Annotated in this window: 29 protein-coding genes and 1 tRNA gene; 13 read left to right on the top strand and 17 right to left on the bottom strand. The window is 65.4% G+C overall.

Going from position 1 to position 26894, the window contains the following annotated elements:
* Position 1: 1 nt before the first annotated feature.
* Both ACQPXH_RS08920 and ACQPXH_RS08915 read right to left on the bottom strand, forming a co-directional pair.
* Positions 2 to 304: a WXG100 family type VII secretion target gene (locus ACQPXH_RS08920; protein WP_433601805.1), complete on the bottom strand. Its 303-nt coding sequence runs from the start codon at positions 302 to 304 to the stop codon at positions 2 to 4.
* Positions 301 to 648 (bottom strand): WXG100 family type VII secretion target, encoded by a 348-nt coding sequence (locus ACQPXH_RS08915; RefSeq protein ID WP_433601804.1) that lies wholly within the window; start codon positions 646 to 648, stop codon positions 301 to 303. The genes ACQPXH_RS08920 and ACQPXH_RS08915 overlap by 4 nt, the downstream gene beginning before the upstream one ends.
* An 82-nt stretch (positions 649 to 730) precedes the next feature.
* Here ACQPXH_RS08915 and ACQPXH_RS08910 point away from each other — a divergent pair, with 82 nt between their 5' ends.
* Entirely contained in the window at positions 731 to 997 is a 267-nt protein-coding gene (locus tag ACQPXH_RS08910) for a hypothetical protein (protein ID WP_433601803.1), read from the top strand.
* Positions 994 to 1833 (top strand): site-specific integrase, encoded by an 840-nt coding sequence (locus ACQPXH_RS08905; RefSeq protein ID WP_433601802.1) that lies wholly within the window; start codon positions 994 to 996, stop codon positions 1831 to 1833. The genes ACQPXH_RS08910 and ACQPXH_RS08905 overlap by 4 nt, the downstream gene beginning before the upstream one ends.
* Positions 1834 to 1939: 106 nt before the next feature.
* Here ACQPXH_RS08905 and ACQPXH_RS08900 read toward each other — a convergent pair.
* Positions 1940 to 2012 (bottom strand) — tRNA-Ala (locus tag ACQPXH_RS08900).
* A 122-nt stretch (positions 2013 to 2134) separates the two neighbouring features.
* Between ACQPXH_RS08900 and ACQPXH_RS08895 the strand changes: the two genes are divergently transcribed.
* The 3 genes from ACQPXH_RS08895 to ACQPXH_RS08885 all read left to right on the top strand — a co-directional run bounded on the left by ACQPXH_RS08895 (position 2135) and on the right by ACQPXH_RS08885 (position 7816).
* Positions 2135 to 3637 (top strand): DUF222 domain-containing protein, encoded by a 1503-nt coding sequence (locus ACQPXH_RS08895; RefSeq protein ID WP_433601801.1) that lies wholly within the window; start codon positions 2135 to 2137, stop codon positions 3635 to 3637.
* A gap of 1482 nt (positions 3638 to 5119) precedes the next feature.
* Positions 5120 to 5452, top strand: coding sequence for a transglycosylase family protein (locus ACQPXH_RS08890; protein WP_433601800.1), 333 nt, complete (start codon positions 5120 to 5122; stop codon positions 5450 to 5452).
* 405 nt (positions 5453 to 5857) lie between these two features.
* A complete protein-coding gene (locus ACQPXH_RS08885) occupies positions 5858 to 7816 on the top strand; it encodes an MFS transporter (protein WP_433601799.1) in 1959 nt (652 codons plus the stop codon).
* A 33-nt stretch (positions 7817 to 7849) separates the two neighbouring features.
* Here ACQPXH_RS08885 and ACQPXH_RS08880 read toward each other — a convergent pair whose 3' ends face one another.
* From ACQPXH_RS08880 to ACQPXH_RS08850, 7 genes are all read right to left on the bottom strand, one after another.
* Positions 7850 to 8587 carry a DsbA family protein gene (locus tag ACQPXH_RS08880; protein ID WP_433601798.1) on the bottom strand — a complete coding sequence of 246 codons (738 nt, stop codon included), beginning with the start codon at positions 8585 to 8587 and terminating at the stop codon, positions 7850 to 7852.
* Positions 8588 to 8707: 120 nt separating this feature from the next.
* Positions 8708 to 10012: an MFS transporter gene (locus ACQPXH_RS08875; protein WP_433603383.1), complete on the bottom strand. Its 1305-nt coding sequence runs from the start codon at positions 10010 to 10012 to the stop codon at positions 8708 to 8710.
* Positions 10013 to 10592: 580 nt separating this feature from the next.
* On the bottom strand, positions 10593 to 12233 hold the full coding sequence (gene pgm / locus ACQPXH_RS08870; RefSeq protein ID WP_433601797.1) for a phosphoglucomutase (alpha-D-glucose-1,6-bisphosphate-dependent): 1641 nt from the start codon (positions 12231 to 12233) through the stop codon (positions 10593 to 10595).
* Positions 12234 to 12280: 47 nt separating this feature from the next.
* Entirely contained in the window at positions 12281 to 12643 is a 363-nt protein-coding gene (crcB, locus tag ACQPXH_RS08865) for a fluoride efflux transporter CrcB (protein WP_433601796.1), read from the bottom strand.
* Positions 12640 to 13014 carry a DUF190 domain-containing protein gene (locus tag ACQPXH_RS08860; RefSeq protein ID WP_433601795.1) on the bottom strand — a complete coding sequence of 125 codons (375 nt, stop codon included), beginning with the start codon at positions 13012 to 13014 and terminating at the stop codon, positions 12640 to 12642. The genes crcB (ACQPXH_RS08865) and ACQPXH_RS08860 overlap by 4 nt, the downstream gene beginning before the upstream one ends.
* A gap of 33 nt (positions 13015 to 13047) precedes the next feature.
* Positions 13048 to 13476: a fluoride efflux transporter CrcB gene (gene crcB / locus ACQPXH_RS08855; protein WP_433601794.1), complete on the bottom strand. Its 429-nt coding sequence runs from the start codon at positions 13474 to 13476 to the stop codon at positions 13048 to 13050.
* Between the two features lie 408 nt (positions 13477 to 13884).
* Positions 13885 to 15384 carry an MFS transporter gene (locus ACQPXH_RS08850; RefSeq protein ID WP_433601793.1) on the bottom strand — a complete coding sequence of 500 codons (1500 nt, stop codon included), beginning with the start codon at positions 15382 to 15384 and terminating at the stop codon, positions 13885 to 13887.
* A gap of 116 nt (positions 15385 to 15500) precedes the next feature.
* On the opposite strand from ACQPXH_RS08850, the gene ACQPXH_RS08845 reads away from it, so the two are divergent.
* Together ACQPXH_RS08845 and ACQPXH_RS08840 are read left to right on the top strand one after the other, a co-directional pair.
* On the top strand, positions 15501 to 16175 hold the full coding sequence (locus ACQPXH_RS08845; RefSeq protein ID WP_433601792.1) for a TetR/AcrR family transcriptional regulator: 675 nt from the start codon (positions 15501 to 15503) through the stop codon (positions 16173 to 16175).
* A gap of 56 nt (positions 16176 to 16231) precedes the next feature.
* Positions 16232 to 17527, top strand: a complete 1296-nt coding sequence (locus ACQPXH_RS08840) for a D-arabinono-1,4-lactone oxidase (RefSeq protein WP_433601791.1) — start codon at positions 16232 to 16234, stop codon at positions 17525 to 17527.
* Positions 17528 to 17727: 200 nt separating this feature from the next.
* On the opposite strand, the gene ACQPXH_RS08835 is transcribed toward ACQPXH_RS08840, so the two are convergent.
* A complete protein-coding gene (locus tag ACQPXH_RS08835) occupies positions 17728 to 18471 on the bottom strand; it encodes an SIR2 family NAD-dependent protein deacylase (RefSeq protein WP_433603382.1) in 744 nt (247 codons plus the stop codon).
* Between the two features lie 126 nt (positions 18472 to 18597).
* Here ACQPXH_RS08835 and ACQPXH_RS08830 point away from each other — a divergent pair, with 126 nt between their 5' ends.
* From ACQPXH_RS08830 to ACQPXH_RS08820, 3 genes are all read left to right on the top strand, one after another.
* Positions 18598 to 19500 (top strand): oxygenase MpaB family protein, encoded by a 903-nt coding sequence (locus ACQPXH_RS08830; protein ID WP_433601790.1) that lies wholly within the window; start codon positions 18598 to 18600, stop codon positions 19498 to 19500.
* Positions 19501 to 19817: 317 nt separating this feature from the next.
* Positions 19818 to 20231 (top strand): arsenate reductase ArsC, encoded by a 414-nt coding sequence (locus tag ACQPXH_RS08825; protein ID WP_433601789.1) that lies wholly within the window; start codon positions 19818 to 19820, stop codon positions 20229 to 20231.
* A 48-nt stretch (positions 20232 to 20279) separates the two neighbouring features.
* Entirely contained in the window at positions 20280 to 20669 is a 390-nt protein-coding gene (locus tag ACQPXH_RS08820) for a VOC family protein (RefSeq protein WP_433601788.1), read from the top strand.
* A gap of 7 nt (positions 20670 to 20676) precedes the next feature.
* Here the strand turns inward: ACQPXH_RS08820 and ACQPXH_RS08815 are convergent, their stop codons facing one another.
* The gene (locus ACQPXH_RS08815) at positions 20677 to 21387 is read right to left on the bottom strand and encodes a helix-turn-helix domain-containing protein (protein ID WP_433601787.1); all 711 of its coding nucleotides are present in this window, start codon (positions 21385 to 21387) and stop codon (positions 20677 to 20679) included.
* Between the two features lie 91 nt (positions 21388 to 21478).
* Here ACQPXH_RS08815 and ACQPXH_RS08810 point away from each other — a divergent pair, with 91 nt between their 5' ends.
* A complete protein-coding gene (locus ACQPXH_RS08810; RefSeq protein WP_433601786.1) occupies positions 21479 to 21769 on the top strand; it encodes an SCP2 sterol-binding domain-containing protein in 291 nt (96 codons plus the stop codon).
* A gap of 26 nt (positions 21770 to 21795) precedes the next feature.
* Here ACQPXH_RS08810 and ACQPXH_RS08805 read toward each other — a convergent pair whose 3' ends face one another.
* On the bottom strand, positions 21796 to 22278 hold the full coding sequence (locus ACQPXH_RS08805) for a hypothetical protein (protein ID WP_433601785.1): 483 nt from the start codon (positions 22276 to 22278) through the stop codon (positions 21796 to 21798).
* 369 nt (positions 22279 to 22647) lie between these two features.
* Between ACQPXH_RS08805 and ACQPXH_RS08800 the strand changes: the two genes are divergently transcribed.
* Together ACQPXH_RS08800 and ACQPXH_RS08795 are read left to right on the top strand one after the other, a co-directional pair.
* A complete protein-coding gene (locus ACQPXH_RS08800; RefSeq protein ID WP_433601784.1) occupies positions 22648 to 23589 on the top strand; it encodes a threonine/serine dehydratase in 942 nt (313 codons plus the stop codon).
* 38 nt (positions 23590 to 23627) lie between these two features.
* Positions 23628 to 24170 (top strand): thioredoxin family protein, encoded by a 543-nt coding sequence (locus ACQPXH_RS08795; protein ID WP_433601783.1) that lies wholly within the window; start codon positions 23628 to 23630, stop codon positions 24168 to 24170.
* Here the strand turns inward: ACQPXH_RS08795 and ACQPXH_RS08790 are convergent.
* From ACQPXH_RS08790 to ACQPXH_RS08775, 4 genes are all read right to left on the bottom strand, one after another.
* A complete protein-coding gene (locus ACQPXH_RS08790) occupies positions 24167 to 24457 on the bottom strand; it encodes a hypothetical protein (RefSeq protein WP_174415132.1) in 291 nt (96 codons plus the stop codon). The two genes, ACQPXH_RS08795 and ACQPXH_RS08790, sit on opposite strands and share 4 nt — an antisense overlap.
* A 134-nt stretch (positions 24458 to 24591) precedes the next feature.
* Positions 24592 to 24957, bottom strand: a complete 366-nt coding sequence (locus ACQPXH_RS08785) for an META domain-containing protein (protein ID WP_433601782.1) — start codon at positions 24955 to 24957, stop codon at positions 24592 to 24594.
* A gap of 95 nt (positions 24958 to 25052) precedes the next feature.
* Positions 25053 to 25727 carry a helix-turn-helix domain-containing protein gene (locus tag ACQPXH_RS08780; protein WP_433601781.1) on the bottom strand — a complete coding sequence of 225 codons (675 nt, stop codon included), beginning with the start codon at positions 25725 to 25727 and terminating at the stop codon, positions 25053 to 25055.
* A gap of 135 nt (positions 25728 to 25862) precedes the next feature.
* Entirely contained in the window at positions 25863 to 26771 is a 909-nt protein-coding gene (locus ACQPXH_RS08775; RefSeq protein WP_433601780.1) for an NADP-dependent oxidoreductase, read from the bottom strand.
* Between the last annotated feature and the right edge of the window lie 123 nt (positions 26772 to 26894).

Raw genomic sequence — 26894 nt, 5'->3', positions numbered from 1 at the left:
CTCATCCCCCTCGGAGCATCTTCAAGTTTTCCTCGACCGCGGTCGTGTAGCCGGTGTGTGCCTTGCGCGCCACCTCGCTGATATCGCGGGCAGCTTCGGCGAATTCCCTTGCCCCGGCCGCCCATTCACGATGAGCATCCGAATATGCCTGCGCGGCAACACCATCCCAACCCGTTCCCCCCAAGGTCGCGACCTTGGCGTCGATCGCATCGAGATGTTCGGCCAAAACGCTGGCGAGGGCGGACAGACGGATCGCGACCTCATCCAGGTGGTCCAGGTCGACCTCGAACTCCTCTGAACTCATGGCAGGCCCAAGCTCGACGTACTCGCGCTATAAAGCACTTCCGCGTTGCTGCCGTCGAGGTTTTCATACGTTGAGGCTGTGACCCCGAGCTTTTCGGCCAACCCGGCCAGCGCAGTGATGACCTGGCCGCCGCCGTCGCGGATCTCGTTCCAGCCATCGGCGAACTCGTTGGCCAAGTTGCCCTTCCACGTCCCGTTGACCAGCGACTCGACGTCCCTGGCCGCTGAACCCAGCGCGGTCTGCATCGCGGTGGACAGCTCGTATACTTCCTCCCCCACTTCGCGGACTTCCTCGGGTACCACCGAGAGGTTCTGTCCCGAAGCTGGCGTACCCCCGTCGCTCATGCCGCCGAATACTACCTAGCCTGCGGCTAGACCGTCGAGCCCGCCTACTGGGTGTGCTGCCGTCGCCGTCCCTCACATCGGCATGACCTACCAAGAAGCGGCCAAAGTCTGCAGTGTGCCGGTCAGTGCCGTCACTCCCGCATCACACGAACCAGCCAGAATCTCCTCGCCGCCGAGGAAGAAGTCCTATCCGTTCCAGATCGACGTCGGCCTGCGCCCAGACGGCAAACGCGATCGACCACAGTTCACCTACGACACCTTGAAAATGGCCCGCCGCGATATCCGCGCGAACACGCTACGCAACTACCGCGATTCACTGAAATACACCAAGCGCGACCTCGGCGGATGAAGCTCCAGGCGCTGCGACAGGCACACGTCGACGAATGGGTCTCCACCATGCTGGAAGCCGGGTCGATGAAAGGCAAACCGCTGGTACCGGCCACAGTCCGGCTGGCCCTGGTCATGCTCCAGCAGGTGACCGAGTACGCCACCCGGCGAGGACTTATCGCCCGCGATCCCGCCGAATACGTCGAGGCACCCCGGCAGCGGCCCACCAAGGTCACCCCCGCAGACGTGTGGACCAAGGAACAGGTGCAGACATTCGCCGCCAAGGCCAGCGCACACCGCTTGCACGCCGTCTACCTCATGTCCTGCTACGGGCTGCGCCGCTCGGAGGTATGCGGGCTGCGCTGGACCGACATCGACCTGACACGCTCAACACTGAGCGTCGAGCAAAGCTACGTCGAAGTCGAAGGCAAGGACCACGCGGTGGACGAGCCCAAGACCGAGCGCTCGCGCCGAACCCTGCCAATGCCCGACGACGTCGCAACGGCGTTGCGCGAGTTGAAAACTCGCCAGAAACGAGAAAAGCTCGCCGTCGGCCAGTCATGGGACGAAATCACACATGTGTGCTCGGACGAGACCGGCAAGCCCGTCCTGCCCCGGACCTACACCGGATGGTTCCATCGCATCCGCATCACAGCCAAACTCCCCCGGATCACCCTACGGAACCTGCGCCACACCTCGGTATCCGTCATGCTCCACGCAGGCATCCCAGCCTCCACCGTCGCCGCCTGGCACGGGCACGACGTGCGGATGACCACGGGCGTCTACAACCGGGTCTACGACGAGGGTCTGTCCGCAGCCGCCTCGGCGATGTTCGGAGACACCGAAAACACCGTTTAGGACGGTCCTGTAAGCAGTTCTCCCCCGTTGGCAAGAACTTGGCAAGATGACCCTGGAACACAGAAAAGACCCGGCACAATACCGGGTCTGACCTGCGTAAATGAAGTGGAGCTAAGGGGACTCGAACCCCTGACCCCCACACTGCCAGTGTGGTGCGCTACCAGCTGCGCCATAGCCCCGAGTGGGTCGCTGTCAGGTTTCCCTGACTGCCTGAACGAAGTTACACCACTGGCGTGTCGGCAACCAAATCGCCTTTATTCGGGGGTAGCGGAGGGGGTTGTTCGATCGTAGAATCGAACACATGTTCGATAGTGATGATCTCTCATCCGTGGACTTCGGGGCCATGTCCGACGAGGGGCTGATCGAGGCCCTGCGGGCGGCGCATGGGCGGGCGGCGGTGGCGCAGGCCGCTGAGGTGTTCGCAGTGCGGGAGTTGTATCGACGGCATCGGGCCGAGACTGCGGAGCCGGGGCCGGGCGGAGTGCGGGCCGGCGAGTTCGCCGCCAGCGAGGCCGCAGTGGCATTGCAGGTCGACGAAGGGACGGCCGGGGCGTTGATCGATATCGGTCTGGCACTGGAGGATTCGTTGCCGCGAACGCGGTCTGCTTTCGCAGCGGGACGGATCGACCTGGCCAAGGTGCGGGTGATCGTGGACAGCACCCGAGCGGTGGCCAGGGAGGTGCTGGACGCGCTGGAGCCGCGACTGCTCGAGGCGGCGGGACGAAACAATCCGGTGCGGCTGCGGCAGGCGGCACGGCGGTGGGCGGCGCGGCTGGATCCCGGCGGCACGCAGCGCCGGCGGGAACTGCGGCAGGACGAGCGCGACGTTCGGCTGCGAGCGGTGCAAGACAGTATGGCGGTATTCGATGGATTACTGCCCGCGCCGGGGGCGCAGACGGTGGCGATGCGACTGCGCGAGATGAGTATGCAGGTGTGCGCATCGGATCCACGGAGTATGCCGCAGCGACGGGCGGACGCTCTGGTGGCGCTGGCGGATGGTTCCGGACGGCTGAAATGCCAGTGCGGACGCAGTGAGCGTTGTCCGAAGTTCGGTGCGCCGATCGAACAGCCGCGCAGACCATTGATCCAGATCGGGATTGCGGCGGACACGCTGCTCGGAATTCGGGAAGCACCGGCATTTCTGGCAGGGTATGGGCCGATCGACGCGGCGCTGGCCCGGATTCTCGCTGAACACGCACGCTTCCAGGTCATTCCGGAACGCTCGAACGCCGACGACGAGGCGACCGCTGTGGATGAAACGATGCCTCGGCGGCCATCGCCGCGACTGGAGCGCGAGGTGCGGGCGATGGACGGCATGTGCCGCTTTCCCGGATGCATCATGCCCGCTGCCGAATCCGAACTGGACCACAATCACCCGTTCGACCACCAGCGCGCCGACCACAGCGGACGCACCATTGTGGCCACACTCTGCACGAGGCACCATCGCCTGAAAACGTTGGCGGACAACAAAAGACTCCCCTGGCGCATCTGGCGCGCCGATCTGGATCGCCTCCAATGGACCGTCCCGACCGGCGATATCCACACGACGATCCGCGAGGGCGCGCGATACCTATTTCCGCGCACCGACACCGACGCCCCCGCTGCGCCCTACACCGGCCACCACAGATCCGAACCGCCCGAAACTCCCGCAATCCCCGTCCATCCCGCGGACCGACCAACCGCCGAAGACATCGCGTACCCGCTCGACGGCTACATAGTCGTCCACGGCCAACTCCGGCAAATCCGCCCCGAAGACGAGATCCCAGACGACCATCCCCAGCCAGCCCGATTGCCCGCGCCCTGACCGGGCCATCCGCTCAGAGCAAGTCGCCAAGGCTGTCGAGTGCCGCATTTCGAGCAATGCGCAGGCAGCTCGCGGGCCGCGATCCACCCTGGGGGGTCGCAAGGCCGTGCAGAGCAGCACGTGGCCGCCCAGACGCCCGATCCACTCCGAGCAGATCGCAAGGCGCACCGGATACTCGGTCCGCTCCGTGCACTCGCAGGGCCGACCAGACGCCTGGTCTACTCCGAGCAGCCGACACGTTCGTCCGGGTACCTGATCCACTAAATGCCGCTCGCGGGGCTAACCGGGCATCCGCTCCGAGCGGGTCGCAGGGCCGTCGAGTACCGAACCAGTTCGAACGGCGCACAGGCCGCGATCCAGGCTGAGCGGGCTGCAAGACCGACCAGATGGACGGCCCCCTGAGCAGCACATGGGCTGCCCCGATGCCCGATCCACTCCGAGCGGCTCACACGTTCGCCCGAGTGCCTGATCCACTGAGTGCCTCCCGTCGGCTGACCGAGCAATTCCGCTTCGAGCGGGACGCCAAAGCCGTCGAGTACCGAACCAGTTCGAACTGCGTACAGGGTGGGCCGCGTGCCGATCCACGGTGAGCGGGGTCGCAGGGCCGTCGGGATGCCGCTCCACTGCGAGCAACTCGCAAGGCCGACCAGATATCCGCTCCACAAAGCTGCTGGCAGGACAGGCCGGATGCCCCGATCCAGGCGACTCGCCAGGCCCCCGGCCCAAAGTTGGGTGACGCGCGCAAGTGACCGCGCTCGACATCGACTCCATACCGCCGTTTGCGACCGCAATTGCCCGTTCGGGACCGATATGGCCGTTCACCACGGCCGTTCACGACCGGCATATATCCGATTGAACGTGTGCCCTCGCCGAGAGCTCTGCGCTGTCGGCATCACTCAGACATGCGAGACACCGCCGAAGCCCGCCTGGTGACCTGTTGTGCGCCCAGGCCCACCTCGGCACACCGGGAAGCGTGCCCGTACGAGCATCACCGAAATACCGGCGTGCCGGATCGCCCCGATTCATTGAAGCTCGAATAGGGGTGGAGCGGAATCACAAGCACCCCAGCGGACAACAATTTCACCATCCGTACCGCATGGACGTGCACCGAACCCACGGCGCAACCGGACATACCTCGCAGGTTTCGTTGCTCAAACGCGATCCGGATCACCATTTCGTAGTGATCCCGAACACATAACGTAACTATCACGAACGATCGTATATATACATTTTTACGCATTCGAACTGCGCGAATGCCGATAATCCTAAGTCGCGGTCGAGGCAATTCGGACGTTATCCCAACGTGATCTGTCGCGAATTCTTCGCTAGCGTCGTCGGCAGCCCGGATCAACGCGACGGGCTCGAATTCGAATCGCTGAACGCCGGTAACCCTGCCCCGCGGTTTCGAGGGTCCCCGACATCGCTGGGGGCAGGGACACGGCGGAAGTCCGCCGGGCCGAGCGGGCGCAGCCAGGAATCCACATGACTCAGAACCGCAAGCTCACCCGTGCCCTTGGTCTCGCCGCCGTCGCCGGTGCCATCGTCGCAGTTCCGTTCGGCCTGTCCACCGCCACCGCATCGGCCTCCGGCCATAACTGGGACGCCGTCGCGCAGTGCGAGAGCAGCGGCAACTGGAGCACCGATACCGGTAACGGCTTCTCCGGCGGCCTGCAGTTCACGCAGAGCACCTGGGCCGCCAACGGTGGCTCGGGCAGCCCGAGCGGCGCGAGCCGCGAGGAGCAGATCCGCGTCGCGGAGAATGTGCTCGCCACCCAGGGCCCAGGCGCTTGGCCCGTGTGCGGCGCTTACCTGTAAGCCCGAATAGACCTGACGGGGTCCGCGCCATCGAGCACGGGCCCCGTTGTCGTCGGCACGGTCGAAGACATCAAACGAATTCGCCGGTGCCGGAATTATTTCCGGCAACCAAGTGAGCAACCGCCGTGCAATTCAACCGACCGCACGCTCCACATCGGGATCGAAAACCCCTCCGCTGCGACAGAATTCATAACTCCCACCCCAGCTCGACATGTCTGCGACGTCAACCGAGAGTCCCACTCATCGGTACCGACCGTTTCAATTCCGCAAATCGAGCGTTCTCATGGTCCGAAACACCTGCGGGGAGTGATCCATCTCACTACCCTGTGTCCACCCGGTAACTCGTCCTGGTCCATGCACGGTTCAGGTCTTTACGAATGCCGTGGCTAGAAAGGCATCTCGACCATGAGCTCGACCCAGACCGCAGACCCGCCGACCCTGCTCACGGGGCTGTGGCAGCGCAAGTTGCCGCACTATCCCGATACACCCGCCCGCTCCTGGTATTTGGCCGTCGTGGTCATCGCCTCGATCGCGCTCTACTACCAATTGTTCGTCACCGGCGCCGTCGGCAATGAACTCATCGGCTACTTCGATCTGTCCTTCGCCTACTTCGTCTGGATCTTCATCATCGGCGCCGCCTTCGGTGCGGTGGCCTCGGTGCTCGCGGGCGTGCTGGATCGATGGGGCAGGGCGAATATCGTCGCCTACGGCGTGGTGATCTGCTCGCTGCTGACCCTGTTCGCGGTGCCCGCGACGACCACCAAGGAGCAGTACCTGTTCGTGTACTGCCTGGTGAGCATTGTCGAGGGCGCGGTGCTGGTGGCCACACCGGCACTGATCCGCGACTTCTCCCCGCAGCTGGACCGGGCATCGGCGATGGGCTTCTGGACGCTGGGACCGGTCATCGGCGCCCTGGTCACCACGCAGATCTCCACCCACACGCTCGACGCGCATCCGGACTGGCAGTACCACTACCGGCTGTGTGGTGTGATCAGTCTCGTCATCGCGGTGGTCGCGGTGATCGGATTGCGTGAACTCAGCCCGCAACTGCGCGACCAGATCATGGTGACATTGCGCGACCGTGCGCTGATCGAGGCCCGGGCCCGCGGGTTGGATGTCAAGGAACTCGAGCAGGGTGTGTGGCGACAGATGTTGCGCCCCAATATCATCGGCTCGGCATTGGCGATCAGCCTTTTTCTCGCCTTCTTCTACACCATCGTGTCGTTCCTACCGGTGTATATGGCGACGAATTTCGGCTTCAGTCCGGCCAAGGCCAATGCACTCGGCAACTGGTACTGGGCCGCCAATGCGATAGCGCTGGTGCTGGCCGGCATCGTGTCGGACAGACTCAAGGTGCGCAAGCCGTTCATGATCGTCGGCGCGCTCATCAGCATCGTCGGCATGTACCTGTTCATCGGCTACACCGATCAGCCCGATACCGATTACTACTCGTTCGCAACGGTTTTCGTGGTGATCGCGGTCGGCACCGGCATCGCCTACTCCACCTGGATGGCGAGCTTCACCGAGACGGTCGAGGCCCGTAATCCGGCCGCGACCGCGGTGGGTCTCGCGGTGTGGGGCGGCACGCTGCGCAGCGTCGTCACCGTGGTGCTGTTCGGATTGCTGATCGTGGTGAACGCGGCCGGTCCGCTGGTCAATTACGGGCCACGGCTCTCGGAGATCGCGCACAAATACGCCCAGCAACTCGCAACCATCCAAACGGTCGGCACGGAAACCCTTGCGGCACTGCAGCAGAACCCCAATGATCAGGTCGCACAGGTCACCGCGCTGACCAAACTGACCGGTGCGTCACCGGCCGATATCCAGACGACCGTCGGCCTCAACATCCGCTACCCGCAGGAATTGGCGACGCTGCAGGCGATCGATTCGGCGACACTGGCCACGCTGACCACGAATCCGGCCGATGCGAACGCGGGTCTGGCGGCGGTCGGACAGGTCGCGAAGAAGTTCGGCATTCCGGTGGATCAGGCGATCGCGCGGCTGCAAGCCGTGCAGCAGATTCCGGCCGTCGATCTCGCGGTGGCGGGGACCGTCGGCCCCAAACTGGTGCAGGCGACTACGCAGTTGCAGTCGGTCGGCACGATTCCGGCCGACGATCAGGCCTATCTGGCCGCACACGCCAAGGAAGTGCAGCAGGCGCAAGCCGATTCGCCGAAGCAGTGGGAACGCTGGTGGTGGATCTGCCTGGCAGCTCAGGTTGTGTTCCTGCCGTTCGTCTTCCTGATGGCCGGACACTGGAGCCCGAAGAAGGCGGCCGCCGAGGCCAAGGCGCACGACGAACTCGTCGAGCGCGAACTGGCCGCGATCGCGGAGGAAGAGCCGGAGCCGGAATCCGCCGGTTAGCGGCGTCGTGCCGGGCGGTACCGCCCGGCACGATCACTTGGTCAGGTCGACGACCCATTCGTGGTTGTTCACATCGATCTTGTTCTTGCCGTCGAAGACCGCGGGCGTGGCGACCTCGCCATTGGCATCGGTCAGCGCGGCACGTGCCATCTGCGCGTGGATCTTCGCCGCATCGAGTTTCGCGCCCGAGCTGATGCACTGCACCGCCTCCAGCGAGGCGCCGGATTCCTTCGCGACATTCGCGAGATCGTCATTGCTGAGATCCGCGCCGCCTTCGTCCGGCTGCCTCGAGGTGAACAGCAGCGCGTGGAATTTCGAATACACCGGACCCGAACCGGTATCCGCGACACAGTCGTTCGCCGCGACCGCGCGGGTCGAATAATCCTTGCTCTTCGACTTCGGGTCGAGGAAGGTCACGAGGTGGTAGCGGACCGCGAGTTTACCCTCGTCCATCCGCTGCGCGATCTCCTGACCGTAGAGCCGCTCGAGCGCGCCGCAGGACGGGCACAGCGGATCCTCGTACACATCGATGGTCTTCGCCGCGTCCGGGCGACCGAGGAGAATCGTGCCCTTGTTCTGGTCCAGGACCGCGCGCACGTCCGCGCTGTGCACCGATCCATAGCTGTCATTGCGGATCGTGGCGTCGTCGCGCCCCCACCGGAACGCGATGATCACGATCAACACGATGAGCGCGAGCGCCACGCCACCCAGGGCATATGTGGTCGCACTGGACATCGGCCGCGGCGTGTACTTCGATCCCGATTCGCTCACCCCGAACACTCTGCCCCAACCACACACAACCCCATGCACGGGGTGCTTGATCACCATGCATTGATGCAGGCAAACGTCGAGAGCGGCCCTCCCGGGTTACATGGTGATCAGACGTCCAGATCAGTGGGAGGCGTAATTGTTGTCTTGGGAGTCGTCGACGAGGCGTTCGGCGCCGTAGGTGTAGGTGGGTGGGCTGTCCGCGATGGCTTCCACTTTCGATTCCGCACCGCGTCGGTGCAGTGGTTCCGGGACCAGTGCCCAGATCGCGGCTGCGACGGCGAGTAGTGCGCCGGTCAGGGCGAGGGCGAGGCCGTAGGAGAAGTGTTGGGCAACGGCGCCCACCGCGACCGGGCCGATGACGGTGCCGAGGTCGGCCGCCATTTGGAAACCCGCCAGCACCGGGCCGCCGCGGGCCTTCGGTCCGATGACGTCCGCGACCGCCGCCTGCTGGGCGGGGGTGAACATGCCCGAGCCCAGACCGGCCACGAATGAGGTCACCAGCAGCCAGGGCAGGTTCGTCGCGAGACCGAGTCCGGCGGTTCCGGCCGCACAGATCAGAGATCCGACGATCAGGAAGGGTTTGCGCCCGAAGCGGTCCGAGAGCCTGCCGGATGCGAAAAGCACTGCCACATTGCCCGCGGCGAACATCGTCAGCGTGACACCGGCCATACCCGATTGCTGATGCAGCACTTCGACAACGAGCAGCGGCACCAACGCCATCCGCACGCCGAATACCGCCGCGCCATTGGCGAAATTCGACAGCAGTACCGCCCGATATTCCGACCGTGCCAGTCCCTCTCGGAACGACATCAGCCGCAACCCGCCCACCGGTTCCGGTGCGGCCAGGGTCGAATGCCGCAGGTTCACATAGACCACCGCGGTGGCGAGCAGCAGCGCCGCCGCGTAGATCAGGAACGGCGCCCGCAGCCCGAGCCCTGCGAGCGCACCGCCGACCAGCGGCCCGCTGACCGATCCGATAAGAAAACTCGTCGACCACAGCCCGGACACCCGCCCGCGCTGCGCGGGCGGCGACATCCGGATCACCAGTGCCAGCGACGACACCGTGAACATGGTCGACCCGACCCCACCCGCCGACCGCAAAACCAGTAGCTGCCAATAACTCTGGGCGAACGCGCTGGCCCCGGTCGACACCGCAACGATCAACAAGCCCGCGAGATACACCGACCGCTCCCCCAGCCGCTGCACCAACCGCCCACTGACCGGCGCGAACAACAGCCGCATCAACGCGAACGCACTGACAATCGCCGAAGCCGCGGCAACCCCAACCCCGAACCCCCGCGCAAACTGCGGCAACACCGGCGCCACCAGACCGAACCCGACGGCGATAACAAACGAAGCCCCGACCAACACCCAGATCTCAACCGGCAAAGCCCTGGACGCCGCCCCACTCCATCCAACGGCCACCCCGCCCTGCCCCTCGACCACACCCACCGCCCGATCGGTACCCGACGCCACCGCGGTCTCCGCCGATCTCCCCTCCTTCGCCACCCCCGCAGACATTTCTGGCCCGGACGCGCCTGCTGCTCCCACTGAAGCTCCGAACCCGAGCGACCCCGCCGCCTTCACCAAACCCACTGCCACTCCCGAATCTGACGCGCCCGCTGCTCCCACTGACGCTCCCGACCCGAGCGACCCCACCGAGCCCGACGCCTTCACCAAACCCACTGCCGCTCCCGAATCCGACGCGCCCGCCGACCCCACTGACGCTCCCGACCCGAGCGACCCCACCGAGCCCGACACCTTCACCAATCCCACTGCCGCTCCCGAATCCGACGCGCCCGCTGACCCCGCCGCACCCAGCGATCCCGTCCCCACCGAACCAGCTGCCGCAGCGTCAGACGATCTCGACGTCCTTGCCGGTCCCGCTGACTCGGCCGACCCCAGCGCCTGACCCGACCCCGCTGGCACTCCCGACCCCAACGCGCCCATCGCCCCCGGTGAAGCTTTCGAACCTTGCAACTCCGACGACCCCGCAGTCGATCGATCACTCACCGGACAGCGCCTGCCCGACCACTTCTTCCGCGGCCGCTTGGACCTGGGTGAGGTGTTCGGGGCCCTGGAAGGACTCCGCGTAGATCTTGTATTTGTCTTCGGTGCCGGAGGGGCGGGCGGCGAACCAAGCGTTTTCGGTGGTGACCTTCAGGCCGCCGAGGGGGGCGCCGTTGCCGCGGGCTCGGGTGAGGACCGCGGTGATCGGCTCACCGGCGATCTCCTTTGTGGTGATCATGTCCGGTGTCAACTTCCCGAGCAGTGCTTTCTGTTCCGGGGTCGCGGCCGCGTCGATGCGGGCATAGGCCGGACTGCCGTAGCGCTTCTCGAGTTCGACATAGCGCGCGGACGGGCTCTGGCCGGTGACCGCGGCGATCTCGGTGGCCAGCAGGGCGAGCAGGATGCCGTCCTTATCAGTGGTCCACACGGTGCCGTCCATCCGCAGGAAGGATGCGCCCGCACTCTCCTCACCGCCGAAAGCCAGACTGCCGCTGAACAATCCGGGCACGAAGAACTTGAAGCCGACCGGCACCTCGTACACATCGCGCCCGAGCACGCTGACCACCCGGTCGATCATCGACGAACTCACCGCCGTCTTGCCGATCTTGGTGAGCGCATCCCAGCCCATCCGGTTCGCGACCAGATATTCGATGGCGACCGCGAGGAAATGGTTCGGATTCATCAGCCCGCCATCGGGTGTGACGATGCCGTGGCGATCCGCGTCGGCGTCGTTGCCGGTGGAGATGTCGTAGTCGTCCTTGATGGCGATCAGCGAGGCCATCGCATAGCGCGAGGACGGATCCATCCGAATCTTGCCATCGGAGTCCAGCGTCATGAACCGCCAGGTCGGATCGACGAACGGGTTGACGACCTCGAGTTCGAGGTCGTAGCGCTGCCCGATCTCCTCCCAGTAGTCGACGCTCGCCCCACCCATCGGATCTGCGCCGAGCCGGATCCCGGCGCCGCGAATGGCGTCCAGGTTCAACACATTCGGCAGATCCGCGATGTAATGGTCGAGGTAGTCGTAGCGCTCGACGCAGTTTTCCAGCGCATGCCGAAGCGTGGTCCGCCGCACCCCGGCCAAGCCGTTGCGCAACAGTTCGTTGGCGCGGTTGGCGATGGCGTCGGTGGCCTTGGTATCGGCCGGACCGCCGTGCGGCGGGTTGTATTTGAAGCCGCCGTCGCGCGGCGGATTGTGCGACGGTGTGACGACGATGCCATCGGCCTGATGCTTTGCCCCACCGCGGTTGTGCCGCAACACCGCATGACTCAGCGCGGGCGTTGGGGTGTAGCGATCGCGCGCGTCGATCATCGCGGTCACGTCGTTGGCGGCGAGCACCTCGAGTGCGGTGGTCCACGCGGGTTCGGACAGTGCGTGGGTATCGCGGGCCAGATAGACCGGACCGGTAATCCCCCGTGTGGCACGGTATTCCACGATCGACTGGGTGATGGCCAGGATGTGCGCCTCGTTGAACGCGGTGTCCAGGCTGGAGCCCCGATGCCCCGAGGTGCCGAACGCCACCTGCTGCGCAGGCTCGGCCGGATCCGGGATGCGGCTGTAGTAGGCCGTCACCAGACGCGCGATGTCCTCCAGGTCGGTGGGACGCGCGGGTCGCCCGGCTCGATTATGGGCCATGCTCGGGTCTCCCTTCCGTGTCGGCTGCGCCCGGCTCGTCATCAAAATCATGTCCACAACCACTGGGTCGTGGCCGCGGCGACGAACACCGCGGTCAAGCTGGTCACGACACTGAGCACCACATTGCCCACCGCATAGGCGTAGGCCCCTTCGGCCGCGAGCCTGACTGTCTCGTAGCCGAACGTGCTGAATGTGGTCAGCGCGCCGCAGAAACCTGTTCCCGCGGCGGCCAGCAGCCAATGGTTCGCGCCGGCGCCGATCAGTCCACCGAGCAACGCCGAACCGACAATATTAACGGTCAATGTGCCCAGCGGCAGCAGAGATTCGAATCGCGCGGCCACCGCGCGGTCGATGAGATATCGCGCAGGCGCACCGATCATGCCGCCGACCAGAACGAGCACCACCATCATCGGGCGACTCCCGGACTCGGCTGCCAGGTCTCTACCTCGGACAATGCGACATTCACCGCAACGAGCAGCTCGGAGTTCTGTTCGACGAAGGCGCGCAATCGCTCGGCCTCGTCGATGATCATCACCAGCACGGGTAGGTGTTCGGCCAGATCGAGGATCCGACTTGTGTGGATGCGCGAGGACGAGCCGTAACCCTCCACGCCGCGCCACACACTGGCGCCGGCCAGTCCGGTGTCGCGGGCGCGCCGCACGATCTCGTGGTACAGAGGCCCGTGCCGCCACGTGTCGTCCTCGTCGAGCAGCAGCGTCAGCCGCGCCGCCGAGTGCCACTGTCCCGCCGCCGGACCAGTGCCCGTCGGTGAATCTTTCATCGCCTGACCCCCTTCCGTCGCGCTGTCCACTATTCAACTGGTCCGCCGTGCCGTGCCAGTAGCCCACCGCGCCGAAAACATGCCGAGCACGACCGCCCCCAGGCCCGCCACCACCGTCCCCCCGAGATAGCCGAGCGCCTCGACCGCCGCACCCGATTCGAGCAGTCTACGAACCTCGAGGCTGTAGGTGGAAAAAGTGGTGAAACCGCCGAGCACGCCGATACCGACAAATGGACGGAGCAGTCTGTGGGCTACCCATACCTCGGTGATCAGAACCATCAGAATTCCGATCGCAAAGCATCCCACGACATTGATCGTGAAGGTCGACCAGGGGACCTGATGTGGTTGCGAAGGCCACCACACGCCGATGCCGTAGCGCGCCAGCGCGCCCAGACCACCGCCGAGGGAGATCACTACCAGCACCAACGGCTCGACGGCAGGGGTGCGGATTCGCTGCCCCATGCGCTGACCTCCTGCCGAGCCGAATGCCACCGGCGCAATGCTAACGGTCGGGTCGGCGGTCCCGAACATCCGGGACGACGGCACGCACCGTGACCAGCGTCGGTCATTGCCACGGCGGCACCGAGAACTTACGAATGCCAGGAAGGTTTCCCACCGACCCCTCCGGATACAGGTCGGCAGCGATGACGGCGGCACGATCGGCGATACCCGAAGCGCCTCGGAAGACGCGAAAAGCGAGCGCCAGCAACTGTTCGGCAGATCTATTCGCGGCAACTGCGGGCTTCCGATCCGGCGACTCGGCATCACGGGCGCGGGCACGGACTGCAACGATCAACCGCGGACCGATCCCGAAAACACAACGCCCGCATCGTCATCGATGCGGGCGTTGTGCTGTTCGAGCGGAACAGCTCAGTGCACGATTACCGGTTCGCCTTCCGACGCAGCCGGAACCGTATTCGGCATCAGGAATGCGGTGATCACCGCACCGGCCACGAAAATCGCGGTGGCCCACCAGAAGCTGGTCGTGTAGCTCTCGATCTGGGCCTGTGCCACGACCAGCGGACCCGGCGTATGCGACGACAGATAGTCCGTCGCGGCCGAGGCGGCGATGGTGCTCAGCAGCGCCGTGCCGATCGAACCGCCGACCTGCTGGCTGGTGTTGATCATCGCCGAGGCGACACCGGCATCCTCGTGGTGCACACCGGCCGTCGCACCCTGGAAGGCGGTCGACATCGCACCACCGAGACCGAGACCCATCAGGATCAGGGCGGGCAGGATATTCCCGACATAGCTGCTGTCCAAGCCGATCTGGGTCAGCCATGCCATGCCGCCCGCGGCGACCAGGAAGCCACCGGCGATCACCTTTTTCGGACCGACCTTCGGCAGCAGCAGCGAGGGCACCGTGGTCGAGGAGACGACCATGCCCGCCACCAACGGCAGGAACGCCAGACCGGTCTTGATCGGCGAGTACCCCATGCTCAGCTGCATGTAGTAGGTCAGAAACAGGAAGATCGCGAACATTCCGATGCCCATGACGAACACCGTCAGGAACGAACCACCGCGCGTGCGGTCCAGCACGATGCGCAGCGGCAGCAGGGGATTCGCGACCCGGGTCTCGATCCACACGAACACCGCGAGCAGGGCCGTGCCTCCGATCAGGAAACCGAGGGTGACCGGGTTGCCCCAGCTGGTCGACTCGGCGTGTGAGAACCCGTAGACGATGCCGAACAGGGCAGCGGTCACCACGACGGTGCCCGGGATGTCGAGCTTGGGCCGCTCGGCGACCACATGCTTGGCCAGCAGCAGCACAGCGCCGATCAGCGCGACCGCCGCGAAGCCGAGGTTCACGAACATCACCCAGCGCCACGAGGCCCATTCGGTGAGCACGCCGCCGAGCAGCAGACCGATGGCGCCACCCGCACCGGCTACCGCACCGAAGATGCCGAATGCCTTGGCACGTTCACCCGGTTCGGTGAAGGTCACCGTGAGCAGCGACAGCGCGGCGGGCGCGAGCAACGCACCGAAGACGCCCTGTCCGACGCGGGCCGCGACCAGCATTTCGAAGCTGGTGGCCGCGCCGCCGACCGCGGAGGCGACGGCGAATCCGATCAGGCCGATAATGAAGGTGTTACGTCGGCCGAACAGGTCACTGAGTCGGCCACCGAGCAGCAACAGGCTGCCGAAGGCCAGGGCGTAACCGGTGACGACCCACTGCCGATCGCCATCGCTGAAACCGAGGTCCTGTTGCGCTGCGGGCAGCGCGATATTCACGACGGTCGCGTCGAGCACCACCATGAGCTGAGCCACGCCGAGTACGGCGAGCACCCACCAGCGCAGGGCGTGCGAGCCGCGGCGGCCCGAGTCGGTCTTCTCGGGGGCGGGTGCCCCACGGTCCAACGTGGTAGTCATGTGTCCCCTTTGCTCGAAGCATGATCCGGAGGATGTTCCTCCACTTATCGAGATAAGCTAACACAATAACGGAGACATCTCCTCCGCTTAATCCCGCTCATTGCTAGGATGTGCCTGTGAATCCCGCCACTACCGCGCCTCCACCTCGGCGCCTACGCGCCGACGCTGCCCGCAATCAGCAGCGCATCATCGAGGCAGCTCGCCACCTCTTCGCCGATCACGGTCTGGAGATCACCCTCGATGACGTGGCCGAACGCGCCGGGGTCGGCGTCGGCACCGTCTACCGGCGCTTCGCCAACAAGAAGGAATTGATCGCCGAGGTCTTCGAACAGAACGTCGGTGAATTCGCGGTCGCCGCCGAAACCGCGGCCAAGCATCCCGACCCCTGGCTGGGGTTGGTCCAGTTCTTCGAGTACGCCTGCACCCATCTGGCTACCAATCGCGGCTTCAGCGACGTGATGCTCGAACTCGAGGAGGATATGGAGCGCTTCGCCCAGTTGCGCGACCGGATCAAGCCGACTATCGCCGCGGTCATCGAACGCGCGCGCGAGGCCGGCGCATTGCAGCCCGATATCGAGCCCTCGGACTTCTTCGCACTGATCCACATGGTCGACGCGCTCGCCGAGTTCTCCAAGCCGGTGAAACCGAATGCCTGGCAGCGCTATATGGCCATCGCACTCAACGGCGTACGCAGCGATGACACGCCGCGCCGACCACTACCCGCACCCCCCTTGACGGACGAGGAAGTCGAACAGGCCAAGTCGTTCGTCTGCGCGGGCCGCAAGCGCTAGCGCAAAAAACCGGACATATGTAGCGCTCATCTGAGCCAGCCCTTACAGTTGGACGTATGACCAACTCGTGGGGGAACTGGGCCGGGGATCAGCACTGCACGCCAGCCGCCCTCGCCACCCCGCGAAATACCGACGAATTGGCCGAGATCATCGGCCGCGCCGCCACCACCGGACAGACAGTACGCGTCGCCGGTGCGGGTCATTCGTTCACCGATGCCGTACTCACCGACGGCATCCTGCTCGACCTGGCGAAACTGAACCGCATCCGCAACGTGGACCGGGAGACCGGCCGCGTTCGAGTCGAAGCGGGCATCACCCTCAATGCCGCGAGCAATGCACTGCATCCGCTCGGCTTGGCCTTCCCCAATCTCGGCGATATCGACGTGCAGACCATCGCGGGCGCGACCGCCACCGCCACCCACGGCACCGGTGCGACGCTGCAAAACCTCTCGGCCGCTCTGCAATCCATCGAACTGGTGCTCGCCGACGGCAGCCGAGTCGAGTTGAACGAGGAGTCCGATCCGGAGGGCTGGCGCGCGGCGCGGGTCAGCGTCGGGGCGCTCGGCGTGGTCAGCGCGGTCACCCTGCAGCTGGTGCCCTCGTTCGTGCTGGAGGGAATCGAGCGGCCGGTGCCGGTCGAGGAGGTCCTCGCGGAGCTGGACGCCTATGTCGACGGCAACCAGCATTTCGAGTTCTACATGTTCGGCCACAGCCCGCTGGCGATGACCAAGCGCAATAACCCCGTCGACCTGCCGGAACAGCCGCGCGGCCGGGCCGCCGACTGGTTCGCCGACATCCTGATGTCCAACTACGCATTCGACGCACTGTGCCGACTCGGCAAGCGCCGACCACGACTGGTGCCGTGGATCCATCGCGGCGCGGCGTATGCGGGCAGTTACCGCCGCCAGGTCGACCGCTCCTATCGAGTCTTCGCCTCGCCCCGTTTGATTCGCTTCACCGAGATGGAATACGCGATCCCGCGCGAACATTCAGCCGCCGCCATCCGCGAGATCAAGGACCTCGCGACGCGGTTCGATACACCGATGCCGATCGAGGTGCGCTGGGTCGCCCCCGATGACGCGTTCCTCTCCCCCGCCGGTGGCCGCGACACCTGCTACATCGCCGTGCACCAGTACCGTGGCATGGACTTCGAACCGTATTTCCGCGCCTGCGAAACCGTTTTCGACAAGTACGACGGCCGTCCGCACTGGGGCAAGCGCCACTTCCAGACCGCCGACACACTGCGGGCGCGTTACCCGGACTGGGATAACTTCGCCGAAGTGCGCCGCCGCCTCGATCCGAAGGGCCGCTTCGCCAACGCCTACGTCGAGCGGGTACTCGGCTGTGTCTAAATTTGCAGTGCCTTCGGCGCGGCTTGTTCGCGACCCCCTGGTGTCTCGCGGCTGACCCTTCCAAGCGAACTGCAAGCAGTCGCTAGCGGCGCCGTCGAGACTCGCGCCTGCGGCGCATGCGCTTCGACGATTCGGACGCGAGACAGGCCGCGAACGTCGCGCGCAAGGCAACTCTGGCTCTGGTAGCCGAGCCGCATGATTCAGCTGGCGAGTATCTCGGCGACCAGGCGCGGTAAGGCGGTGCCGATGGGTTCGCGGATGACTTCGGTGGCGATGCTGTCGTATGGCGTCGGTTCGGCATTGACGATGACCAGATCCGCGCCACTGTCGACGGCGATCGCGCACATCGACGCGGCGGGCTCCACCTGCAGCGAGGATCCGATGGCCAGGAAGATACTGCTGGCCTCGGCGGTCAGCGCGGCCTTGGTCATGGTGCGGCGATCCATCTGCTGGCCGAACATGATGGTCGCGGATTTCAGGATGCCACCGCAGGCTGGACACGGCGGATCCGCCTCGCCCGCCGCCACCCGTGCCAGCGTGGCCGCCATGCTCGTCTGGTATTCGCAACCGACACAGACGACTTCGAACATATTGCCGTGGATTTCGATCACCCGGCCGGGTGAGGACCCGGCGCGCTGGTGCAGCCGGTCGATGTTCTGGGTGATGATCGTGATGGTGCGCCCGGCGCGCTCCAGGTCGGCCAGTGCGGCGTGCGCGGCATTGGGCTGGGCCTGCCAGGCCGGATTGTCGCGGCGGGCCAGCCAGGAGCGCTTGCGCAGCTCCGGATCGGCGAGGTAGGCGTCGTAGGTCGACAACAGTTCGGCGATGGGATCTTTCGTCCATACGCCGCGGGGGCCGCGGAAGTCGGGAATGCCGGAATCGGTGGAGATTCCCGCGCCGGTGAGCACACCGATCCGCCCGTCCCGATTGCGCCAGTCGCTCATCACATCGATTCAGCCTAGGGGGCTGCGTTATCAGTGCCCAGAGCGCTCGGTCGACAAGCCAAGTTGATGAGAGATTGTTACACTAAATCTCTCACGCTCTTGGACCGTTGATCAAAGGAGATCGCAATGACCGCCGCATTCGATGCCGATTCACGGACCGCACCGCAGCGCCGCCCCTTCGCACCGGGTACTCGAATGTGGGACGAAACCGGCCTGATCACCTTCTCCCTCACCGCCGGCTCGGCTTTTCTGCTGCAGACCATGGAACCGACCATCGCCGCCGTGGTCGACGAACACTCCACCTTCCGCGCCGATCCGCTCGGACGCGCGATGCGCAGCATCGGTTCGGTGATGATGTGGATCTACGGCGGCGACGAGGCGATCGCCGAAGCGGATCGCCTGCGCACGATGCACGCCTCGCTCAACACCACCACCCCCGATGGTGTCCAGCACAAGGCGCTGGCCTCCGGTCCGTGGGCCTGGGTGCTGCACACCGGCACCTTTGCCTTCACCGAGAACGCCGAATACTTCGCCCGCCGCCCGTTGACCCCGGCCGAGAAGGACGCCTACTACCAGGAAACGGTGCAGCTCTTGCGCAATTTCATGGTGGCGCCCAAGGAGATTCCGGCGAACTACACCGAATTCGCGAAGTTCTTCACCGATATGGTGGAGAACCACCTGCAGGAGACCAGTACCGCGCATGACTACCTGCGTGTGATCCAGTCGATCGCGCCGCCGAGGCAATTGCCGCGCGCATTGCGCCCCGCCTGGAAGCGCGTGGTCGCACCGGTCGGCCGGCTGCAATATTTCGTCACCGTCGGCACCACCCCGGAGGCGGCGCGGCGCAAGCTCGGCCTGACATGGTCGGAGTCCGATGAGCGCAAGCTGAAGGCGTTGGGCTGGTTCATCGCCCGCACGGTGCCGCTGCTGCCGGAGCGGGTGCGCTACTTCCCGATCGCTTACGAGGCGCGGCGGCTCGAACGCGATCGCGCGCGTCTGCGCAAGGTGATCAATCTGCGTCCTATGTGACGCCGCACGCGCGTCCACGGCCCGCGGTTGCCGCTCCGGCACCGCGGGCCGCGTTGTATCCAGGCAAAATGCCGATTTTCTGACCGCCCGGTTTCTTCTCGGTCGATATCCCGCGTGCGGCAACAACTCTCGAGCGATGGGTCTCGAGATGCCTTGGCGGACAAAGTCGCCCCCTCGTCGCGAAACATATATCCCCCGTACTGGTATACGTATCACGCACCCTCCGACGCAGACCCGGTGCAGCCCCGACGATCCCGACCTTGCGCCCAGAACCACGGCACAGCTCCGATTCACCAGCCTGAAAGGTACTCCCGCACATGGCTCACAAGCCCAGCGTGCTGTTCGTCTGTGTCCACAATGCGGGCCGGTCGCAAATGGCCGCCGGATTCCTCGATGCGCTCGCCGACGACCGCATCGATGTGCACTCCGCCGGGAGCACACCCGCCGACGTCATCAATCCGGCCGCCGTGGCGGTCATGGCCGAACTCGGCATCGATATCTCGACGCACGCGCCGAAGCAGCTGACCGTGGACGCGGTGGCAATCTCCGATGTGGTCGTCACCATGGGCTGCGGTGATGTGTGCCCGTTCTTCCCAGGTATCAGCTACCGCGACTGGATGCTGCCCGACGCAACCGGCGAGGACATCGCCATCGTGCGCTCTATTCGCGACCGGATCCGCATCCTGGTGGAAAACCTGATCGCGGAACTGATCCCGGCCACCGCCTGCTGAGTCCGATTTGTTCAAGACGCCTGCCGAAGTGCCGCATACGCTGCGAATATGACTCCACAACTCAATGTCATCGGCATTGTCGTCAGCGATATGGCCGCCTCGCTCGCCTTCTACCGACGCCTGGGTCTCGAGTTCCCGGAGGCGGATAACGGGCATATGGAGGCACCGTTGCCCGGCGGTATGCGCCTGACGCTGGATACCGAGGCCGTGATCAAGTCGTTCCACTCCGACTGGCAGCCGCCGAGGTCCGCGGGGCGACTCGGCTTGGCCTTCCAGTGCACGGACCCCGCCGAGGTCGACGCGGTCTACAGCGAACTCATCGATGCCGGATACCGCGGCGAACTGAAGCCATGGGACGCCTTCTGGGGCCAGCGCTACGCGACGATCCTTGACCCGGACGGCAATAGCGTCGATCTGTACGCCCCGCTGTCGGATTGAGCCGGGACTATGAGCGGGCGAGCAACTCGCTCAACGGCATGCCGGCCAGTTCGCGCACATCGCGCGCGAGATGGGCCTGATCGGCGAATCCGGTACGAAATGCGGTATCCGCGAGCGGTACTCCGCTGCGCGCCACCGCGAGCGCCCGCTGCAGCCGCAGGATTCGCGCCAATGTCTTGGGCCCGTAGCCGAAGGCCGCGAGCGAGCGTCGATGCAACACCCGCGCACCGAGCCCCGCGGCCTCGGCCGTCGCCGCGACCGACCATCCGGCGTCCAGCGCACCGACGATCCGCCGCAAAACCGGGTCGGGCGGTTCGATGTCGTAGGCCCGCCGCAGTGCGATCGCCTCCAATGCGCCGGTCTGATCCGCTGCCGCCCCGACCTGTTCCGCGAGTCGCCGAACTGCCGCCGCGGGCCAGAGATCCGCCAACTCCACCCGTTTATCGCGCAATTCGTGCGCGGGCACCCCGAGCAGTGCGGGCGCGCTGCCCGGTGCGAATCGAATCCCGATCCATCCAGTACCCGGCGCACCATCGGCCATATACGCCCGGGTGTCCGGTCCGGCCACCAGCAACTTGCCATTGCTCCACAGCAGATCCATACATCCGTCCGGCAATACCGGTAAAGCCGCAGCCCCGCTGACATTGGTATTCGTCCAGACCACGGCACCCGGGAGCCGCGACGGCCGCTCCCAGTATCCCAGCACTACCTCTGCCACGAATCCGAGGCTACCCGCGCCGCTTCGTGCCTCCGCCGAGGAAGGTCAGCGCCGGTCTGCCAGCCACTGCGGCCGCTTCTCGTGGCACGAAGTGACCACAGTCCGGGACCCATTCCAGCCGCATATCGTCGCCGTAATCGCTGTCCGGCACGCCCTCGATCTCGCCGGCGAAGGCTGGACGCTGATCATCGGCGACGGACGAGCCACGGCGACTCCCGGTGAGCTCGATAATGCCGACGCCACCGTCACGACCGACCTGCACACGCTGGGTCGTCTCGGCACGCGCCAACTCGATCCGGCGGATGTGGCCGACCGCGTGCACGTCGCGGGCGAAACGGAACTCGCCCTGCGCCTATTGGGTTCGGTGATCGGTCACCGATGAATTCCCGGCGGCCGCGGCACAGCGATTCAGGGCGGGGTGATACCGCGCGGAACGACCCGGATCAGGTGATCGTCGCCCGCGGGGATTTTCGAATCCGGATCCTTACATCCGACGGTGACCTCGGCGCCGGCGGGTGAGGAAAAGGTCCACAGCGTCATCCACTCTTTTCCGCCGATTGTTTCCTGTTTTTTCGTATTGGTGGAACGAAGGTCTTCATTGCGGCCGGTGCCGTCGGTTACCGCGCAACGTAGGCTTCCGCTCGCCGCGCCCCAGTCGACGGGCACCTTTATATCGATCACGGCATCGGCGGGAATCGGCACTTGCTTGGTCTCCCCCAGCGGAATCCGCACGCCGCCGCCCGGCTCCTCGTTTTCGATCGGCGTCGCACCCACCGAACTCGTTTCCGCAGGTGTGGACGAACTCGACGCGGCCGTCGTGGACTTGTCATCGGTGCATCCCGCCACGGCAACGGCAAGTGCCGCCGTCGCCGCCATCCAGATCAGTTTCACAGGTCAACCTCTCTTCGACAGAGCATGACTACAACTTCCAGATGGACGCAGACTACATGGCGCGAAAATCGGCAATTTGTTCGCAAATAGGAGGACTCGGCGGATATCGAAAGACTTCGATAGCGTCATATGCCATGACGATGCCCGTCGCATTCAGCACCCTCGATGTCCGCGCCGCCGACGGCAAATGCCGACGCCTGCCGAATTGTTGATCGCCCATGCGCGCCAAGATGATTCGATACCTCGGTCTTCGATCAGGCGGCCTACGACCGTCACCGCACCGATCTGCTCGATCTCCTGCACCGGGCGTTCCCAGCCCGTGACGAGAAGGGCAAGATGATCAGTGCGGGACCGCGGACAGGAGTGCGAATGGAACTGAACTACCGCGATGTGAAGGCCGCCGCCGATCGGATCACCGGACACGTACGGCCGGTTGCCATCGCACCCGGGGATGCGATAGCGGCGACCGGCGAACTGTGGCTGGCATTGGAATACATGCAGCACACCGGCTCGTTCAAGGCCCGTGGCGCCCGAAACTTCATCCAGGCGCACCAGGACGACGGAAGCCTGCCGGAGACGGGCGTGACCATCGCATCCGGCGGAAACGCCGGACTCGCGTGCGCGTGGGCGGCCCGCGAACAGGACGTACGGGCAACAGTATTTCTCCCGACCACCGCGCCGCCGGTGAAGGTCGAGCGGTTGCGCGGCTACGGCGCCGATGTGCGCCTGGTCGGCGTCGAATACGCCGACGCACTCGCCGCTTGTCGCGAATTCGCCGATACCAGTGGCGCTTTGCCCTCACACGCCTACGACAACCCCTACATCGCGGCCGGAGCGGGCACCCTGATGGTGGAGATCCACCACCTGCTTCCCCGACTGGACACCATCGTCGTCGCGGTCGGCGGCGGTGGTCTGTTCGCCGGGGTCGCCACGGCCGCGGATCACTACGGCGTCCGGACGATCGCGGTGGAGCCGCAACGCTGCCGTGCGCTGCACGATGCGATCCAGGCCGGACGGATCGTCGACGCGACGGTCGATTCGGTCGCCGCCGATTCCCTCGGCGCCCGCCGTGCCTCCGAATTGGCACTGCACGCGGCCCAGAACTATGACGTGACCTCGGTACTCGTCCCCGACGCCGACATCGTCGCGGCCCGGTTGGCGCTGTGGCAGGACCGCCGACTCGCGGTGGAACACGCCGCCGCGACGGCGGTCGCGGCGCTGACCACCGATGCGTATCGGCCCGAGCCCGGTGAGCGGGTCTGCGTCGTCCTGTGCGGGGCCAATACCGATCCGGCGGATCTGGCGCGGTAGGCGCACTACGCTCGATATCGACTCGGAGGAGGCACACCATGTCGGTTCAATCCCTGATGGTCCCGATCGGAACGCCGGCGCCGGACTTCAGCCTGCCCGACCTCGACGGTCAGCCGCACACCCGCGCCGACTATGCGGACGGGCCCGGGCTACTGGTCATCTTCGCCTGCAACCACTGCCCGTATGTGCGGCACCTGGAGTCGAAGCTCGGCGAGGTACTCGGCACACTCACCATCCCGGCGGTAGCGATCTGCACCAATGACGCCGACGCCTACCCGGATGACGCACCCGAGCACCTGCGGGCCCAAGCCGATCGCGCCGGTTGGAAATTCCCGTACCTGATCGACGAAACGCAGCAGGTGGGTCGCGCCTTCCGGGCCTCGTGCACGCCGGACTTCTTCCTCTACGACGCACGCCTCGAACTCGCCTACCGCGGCGCATTCGACGAATCCACGCCGGGCAACGGTAAACCGGTGACCGGCAACGAATTACGCGCCGCGGCCGAGGCGGTACGCACCGGAGCCCCAGTGCCCGAGCCACATCGGCTGAGCATGGGTTGCTCCATCAAATGGCGCGCTTAGGTGCCGATCACGGCATTCATGATGGTGCCCGCGCTGGTCGCGACGACACCGCCGATCATGGCTCCCGCCACCATCTTCGGCGATTGCAGGCCGCCGCCGGACCACTTCTCCCAGGCGAACCGACCGCCCGCGTAGGTGATGGCGGTAATGCCTGCCAGCAGAATGAACCAGGTGAAATAGCGCACCATCTGCAGGATCTTGTCCGCGAGGGGCGGCGCCTCAGGTGTCGGGTTGCCGAGTTGGGCCAGGACTGCTCCATACGTGTCATGTGCCGCGGCGAGAATCATGCTCACAGTCGTACCCCTCTTCTGATATCGGCGACGCTGGTAAGCGTCTAGCCAGATAATAGCGGCTCGGCTCGAGACAGATTGTGCAGCAACCGGATTCAGTCGAAAGCTTCCTCATCCCGGCGACCTGGGTATCAGGGGCAGTCGGCGGTCTGCTGCAGCTCGATCCTGATCCGGTCGTCGCTGAGGATGAGGGTGCCGTCGCCGGTGGTGGTCCATGTCGGTGCGAGGAGCAGGAATTCGGTGAGCCAGGAGTCCTGGTCGGCGAATTCCGGCGGATAGGACAGCACGGTGGAGAACGGGGATCGGGTTTTCAGAACGCCGCTGTCGGCATCCACCTCGAAGATCACGGTATTGGCGCCCGCGTGTGCGGACAGGCGGCGGGTCTCGTCGACGAACCACAGGGTGATCCGGGTGCCGCCGAGCAGGAATCGTGGTCGGCCATCCTCGGTGACGGATGAGGAGACGTAGCGGTGGCCCCAGAGATCTGAGTCTTGCATCGGTGGATCGGCCCTTACTCACGGCGTTCGACAGCCCATCTATCCTGATTCCCGGGCTGAGCGGGCAGAACGGCCCGGTCCACTGAACGAACCGATCAGCGAAGATTCTTCTCGATTTCGCGGGCGCTATGTGCGACCAGGCCGAGCAGATTCGGCGGAAACTGTTGGGACAGCGAGATACAGCCGATCACAGCCGCATCGCACATCCCCGGTTGACGGATTGCCGCTGCGGCACAACATATCCCGGCGATCAGCTTGTGATGGTCGACGGAAACCATTCCCGCATCGACGATTCCGGAGCAGACACGCTGCCATTCGGCGGCCGAATAGGTCGGCGGCGGGACGGCATTGTCGGCCCGTCCCGCGAAAAGCACCTGCGCCAGCGCGGTGCGATAGACCAACTCCGGATCGGCGGTGGTGTTGAGGAAGAACTCGGCGCCTTTGATCCCGGAAACCATCCGAACCTCGTCCGCGTCGAGAATACACACCGCGACAGTCGAATTCGTCAAGGCGGACAATACCCTGGCGGGCCGTTGCGCGGCCCGGCGCAGAATCGGCGCGGCCTGCCAATGCCGCCCGAGCTCGGCCATCCGCTCGCCGACGAAATACCGCTGCTCCACCCGCTGCACGGCACCGAGCGCCACCAACTGTTCGGCCAACCGATATGCGGTGGCCTTCGCCAATCCGGTGGTGCGGGCCAGTTGGGACAGGCCACAGCCCTCCGGCGCCGCCGAAATGGCCTCCAGTATCTGGAAACCGGCGTCGAGCACACCGCGGCTCGTTCCGTCAGCCGATGGGCTATCGACCATCGCGCCCGTCCTCCTCCTTGCCGCGGCTCCTATCGGCACACGGCAAGAAAAGATGGTACGCCGGTTGTCGTTCGCAACAAGGCGTTCCGGACCGGGTCAGCTCACGTTGAGGACGACCTTGCCCGGGCCACGCCCCTTTTCGCTCTCCTCCTGTGCGGCTGCTGCCCGCTCGAGCAGGAAGGTCCGCGCCTCGCCCGGCAGTCGGAACGCACCGCTGGCGACGCGTTCGGCGACCTGCTCGAGCAGTTCGGTAGGCCGTTCGGGACCGCTGCCCGCGAGGAAGGTGATGCCGAGTTCGCGGGCCGCCGGATCGACGATCGTCACGATCCGGTCGGTGCCGCCGCGCAATTCGATGGCGGCGGGCAACACACCGTATCCGGCCGCGTCGAAGACCGCGTCGATGCCGTTCGGCGCGAGTTCGCGGACGCGCTCGACCAAACCGGCGCCGTAGGTGGTCGCGGTGGCACCGAGTTCGCGCACAATGTCCTGATTGGCCACGGATGCGGTGCCGATAACGGTGACGCCCTCGGCCGTCGCCAGCTGTACCGCCATCGACCCCACCGCGCCGGACGCACCATTGATCAGCAGCGTTTCGCCCGGTTGTATTTTCAGTGCCGCCAATGACTTCTCCGCCGCCGACACCGCGACCGGGAGCGACGCGGCATCCGGCCAGGACAATTCCTCGGGTTTCTTCGCGATGGCATTGCTGAGGGTGTACTCCGCGTACGCCGCGACCGCCCAGCCCAGTACCTCGTCACCGACCGCGACATCGGTGACATCCGGACCGACCGCATCGACCACCCCCGCGATCTCGCCACCCGGATACTGCGGAAACACGGGTTCGCCGAAAGACAGTGCGCCGGAACGGATCTTCCAATCCACCGGATTCACCGCGGTGGTCCGCACCGCGACTCGGACCTGACCCGGGCCCGGTTCCGGAATCGGGATGTCGACGATCTGCAGTACGTCCGGACCGCCGAATTCGTAGAACGCAATCGCCCGCATCGTCCCAGCCTACGGGTCGAACCGCGCGCTGACGGGTAGCGCCGCCAGGTTTTCTCAGCAGAGTCTCATCGAACACCCACCCTTGGTCTCAGAACCGTTGCGTTCAATGGCCGATGGCTGCCC

It is taken from the genome of Nocardia sp. CA-135953 (genome assembly GCF_050955735.1).
Classification (GTDB): Bacteria; Actinomycetota; Actinomycetes; order Mycobacteriales; family Mycobacteriaceae; genus Nocardia.
The sequence above is the reverse complement of the archived record's forward strand: the minus strand, read 5'-3'. Positions and strand labels throughout refer to the sequence as shown.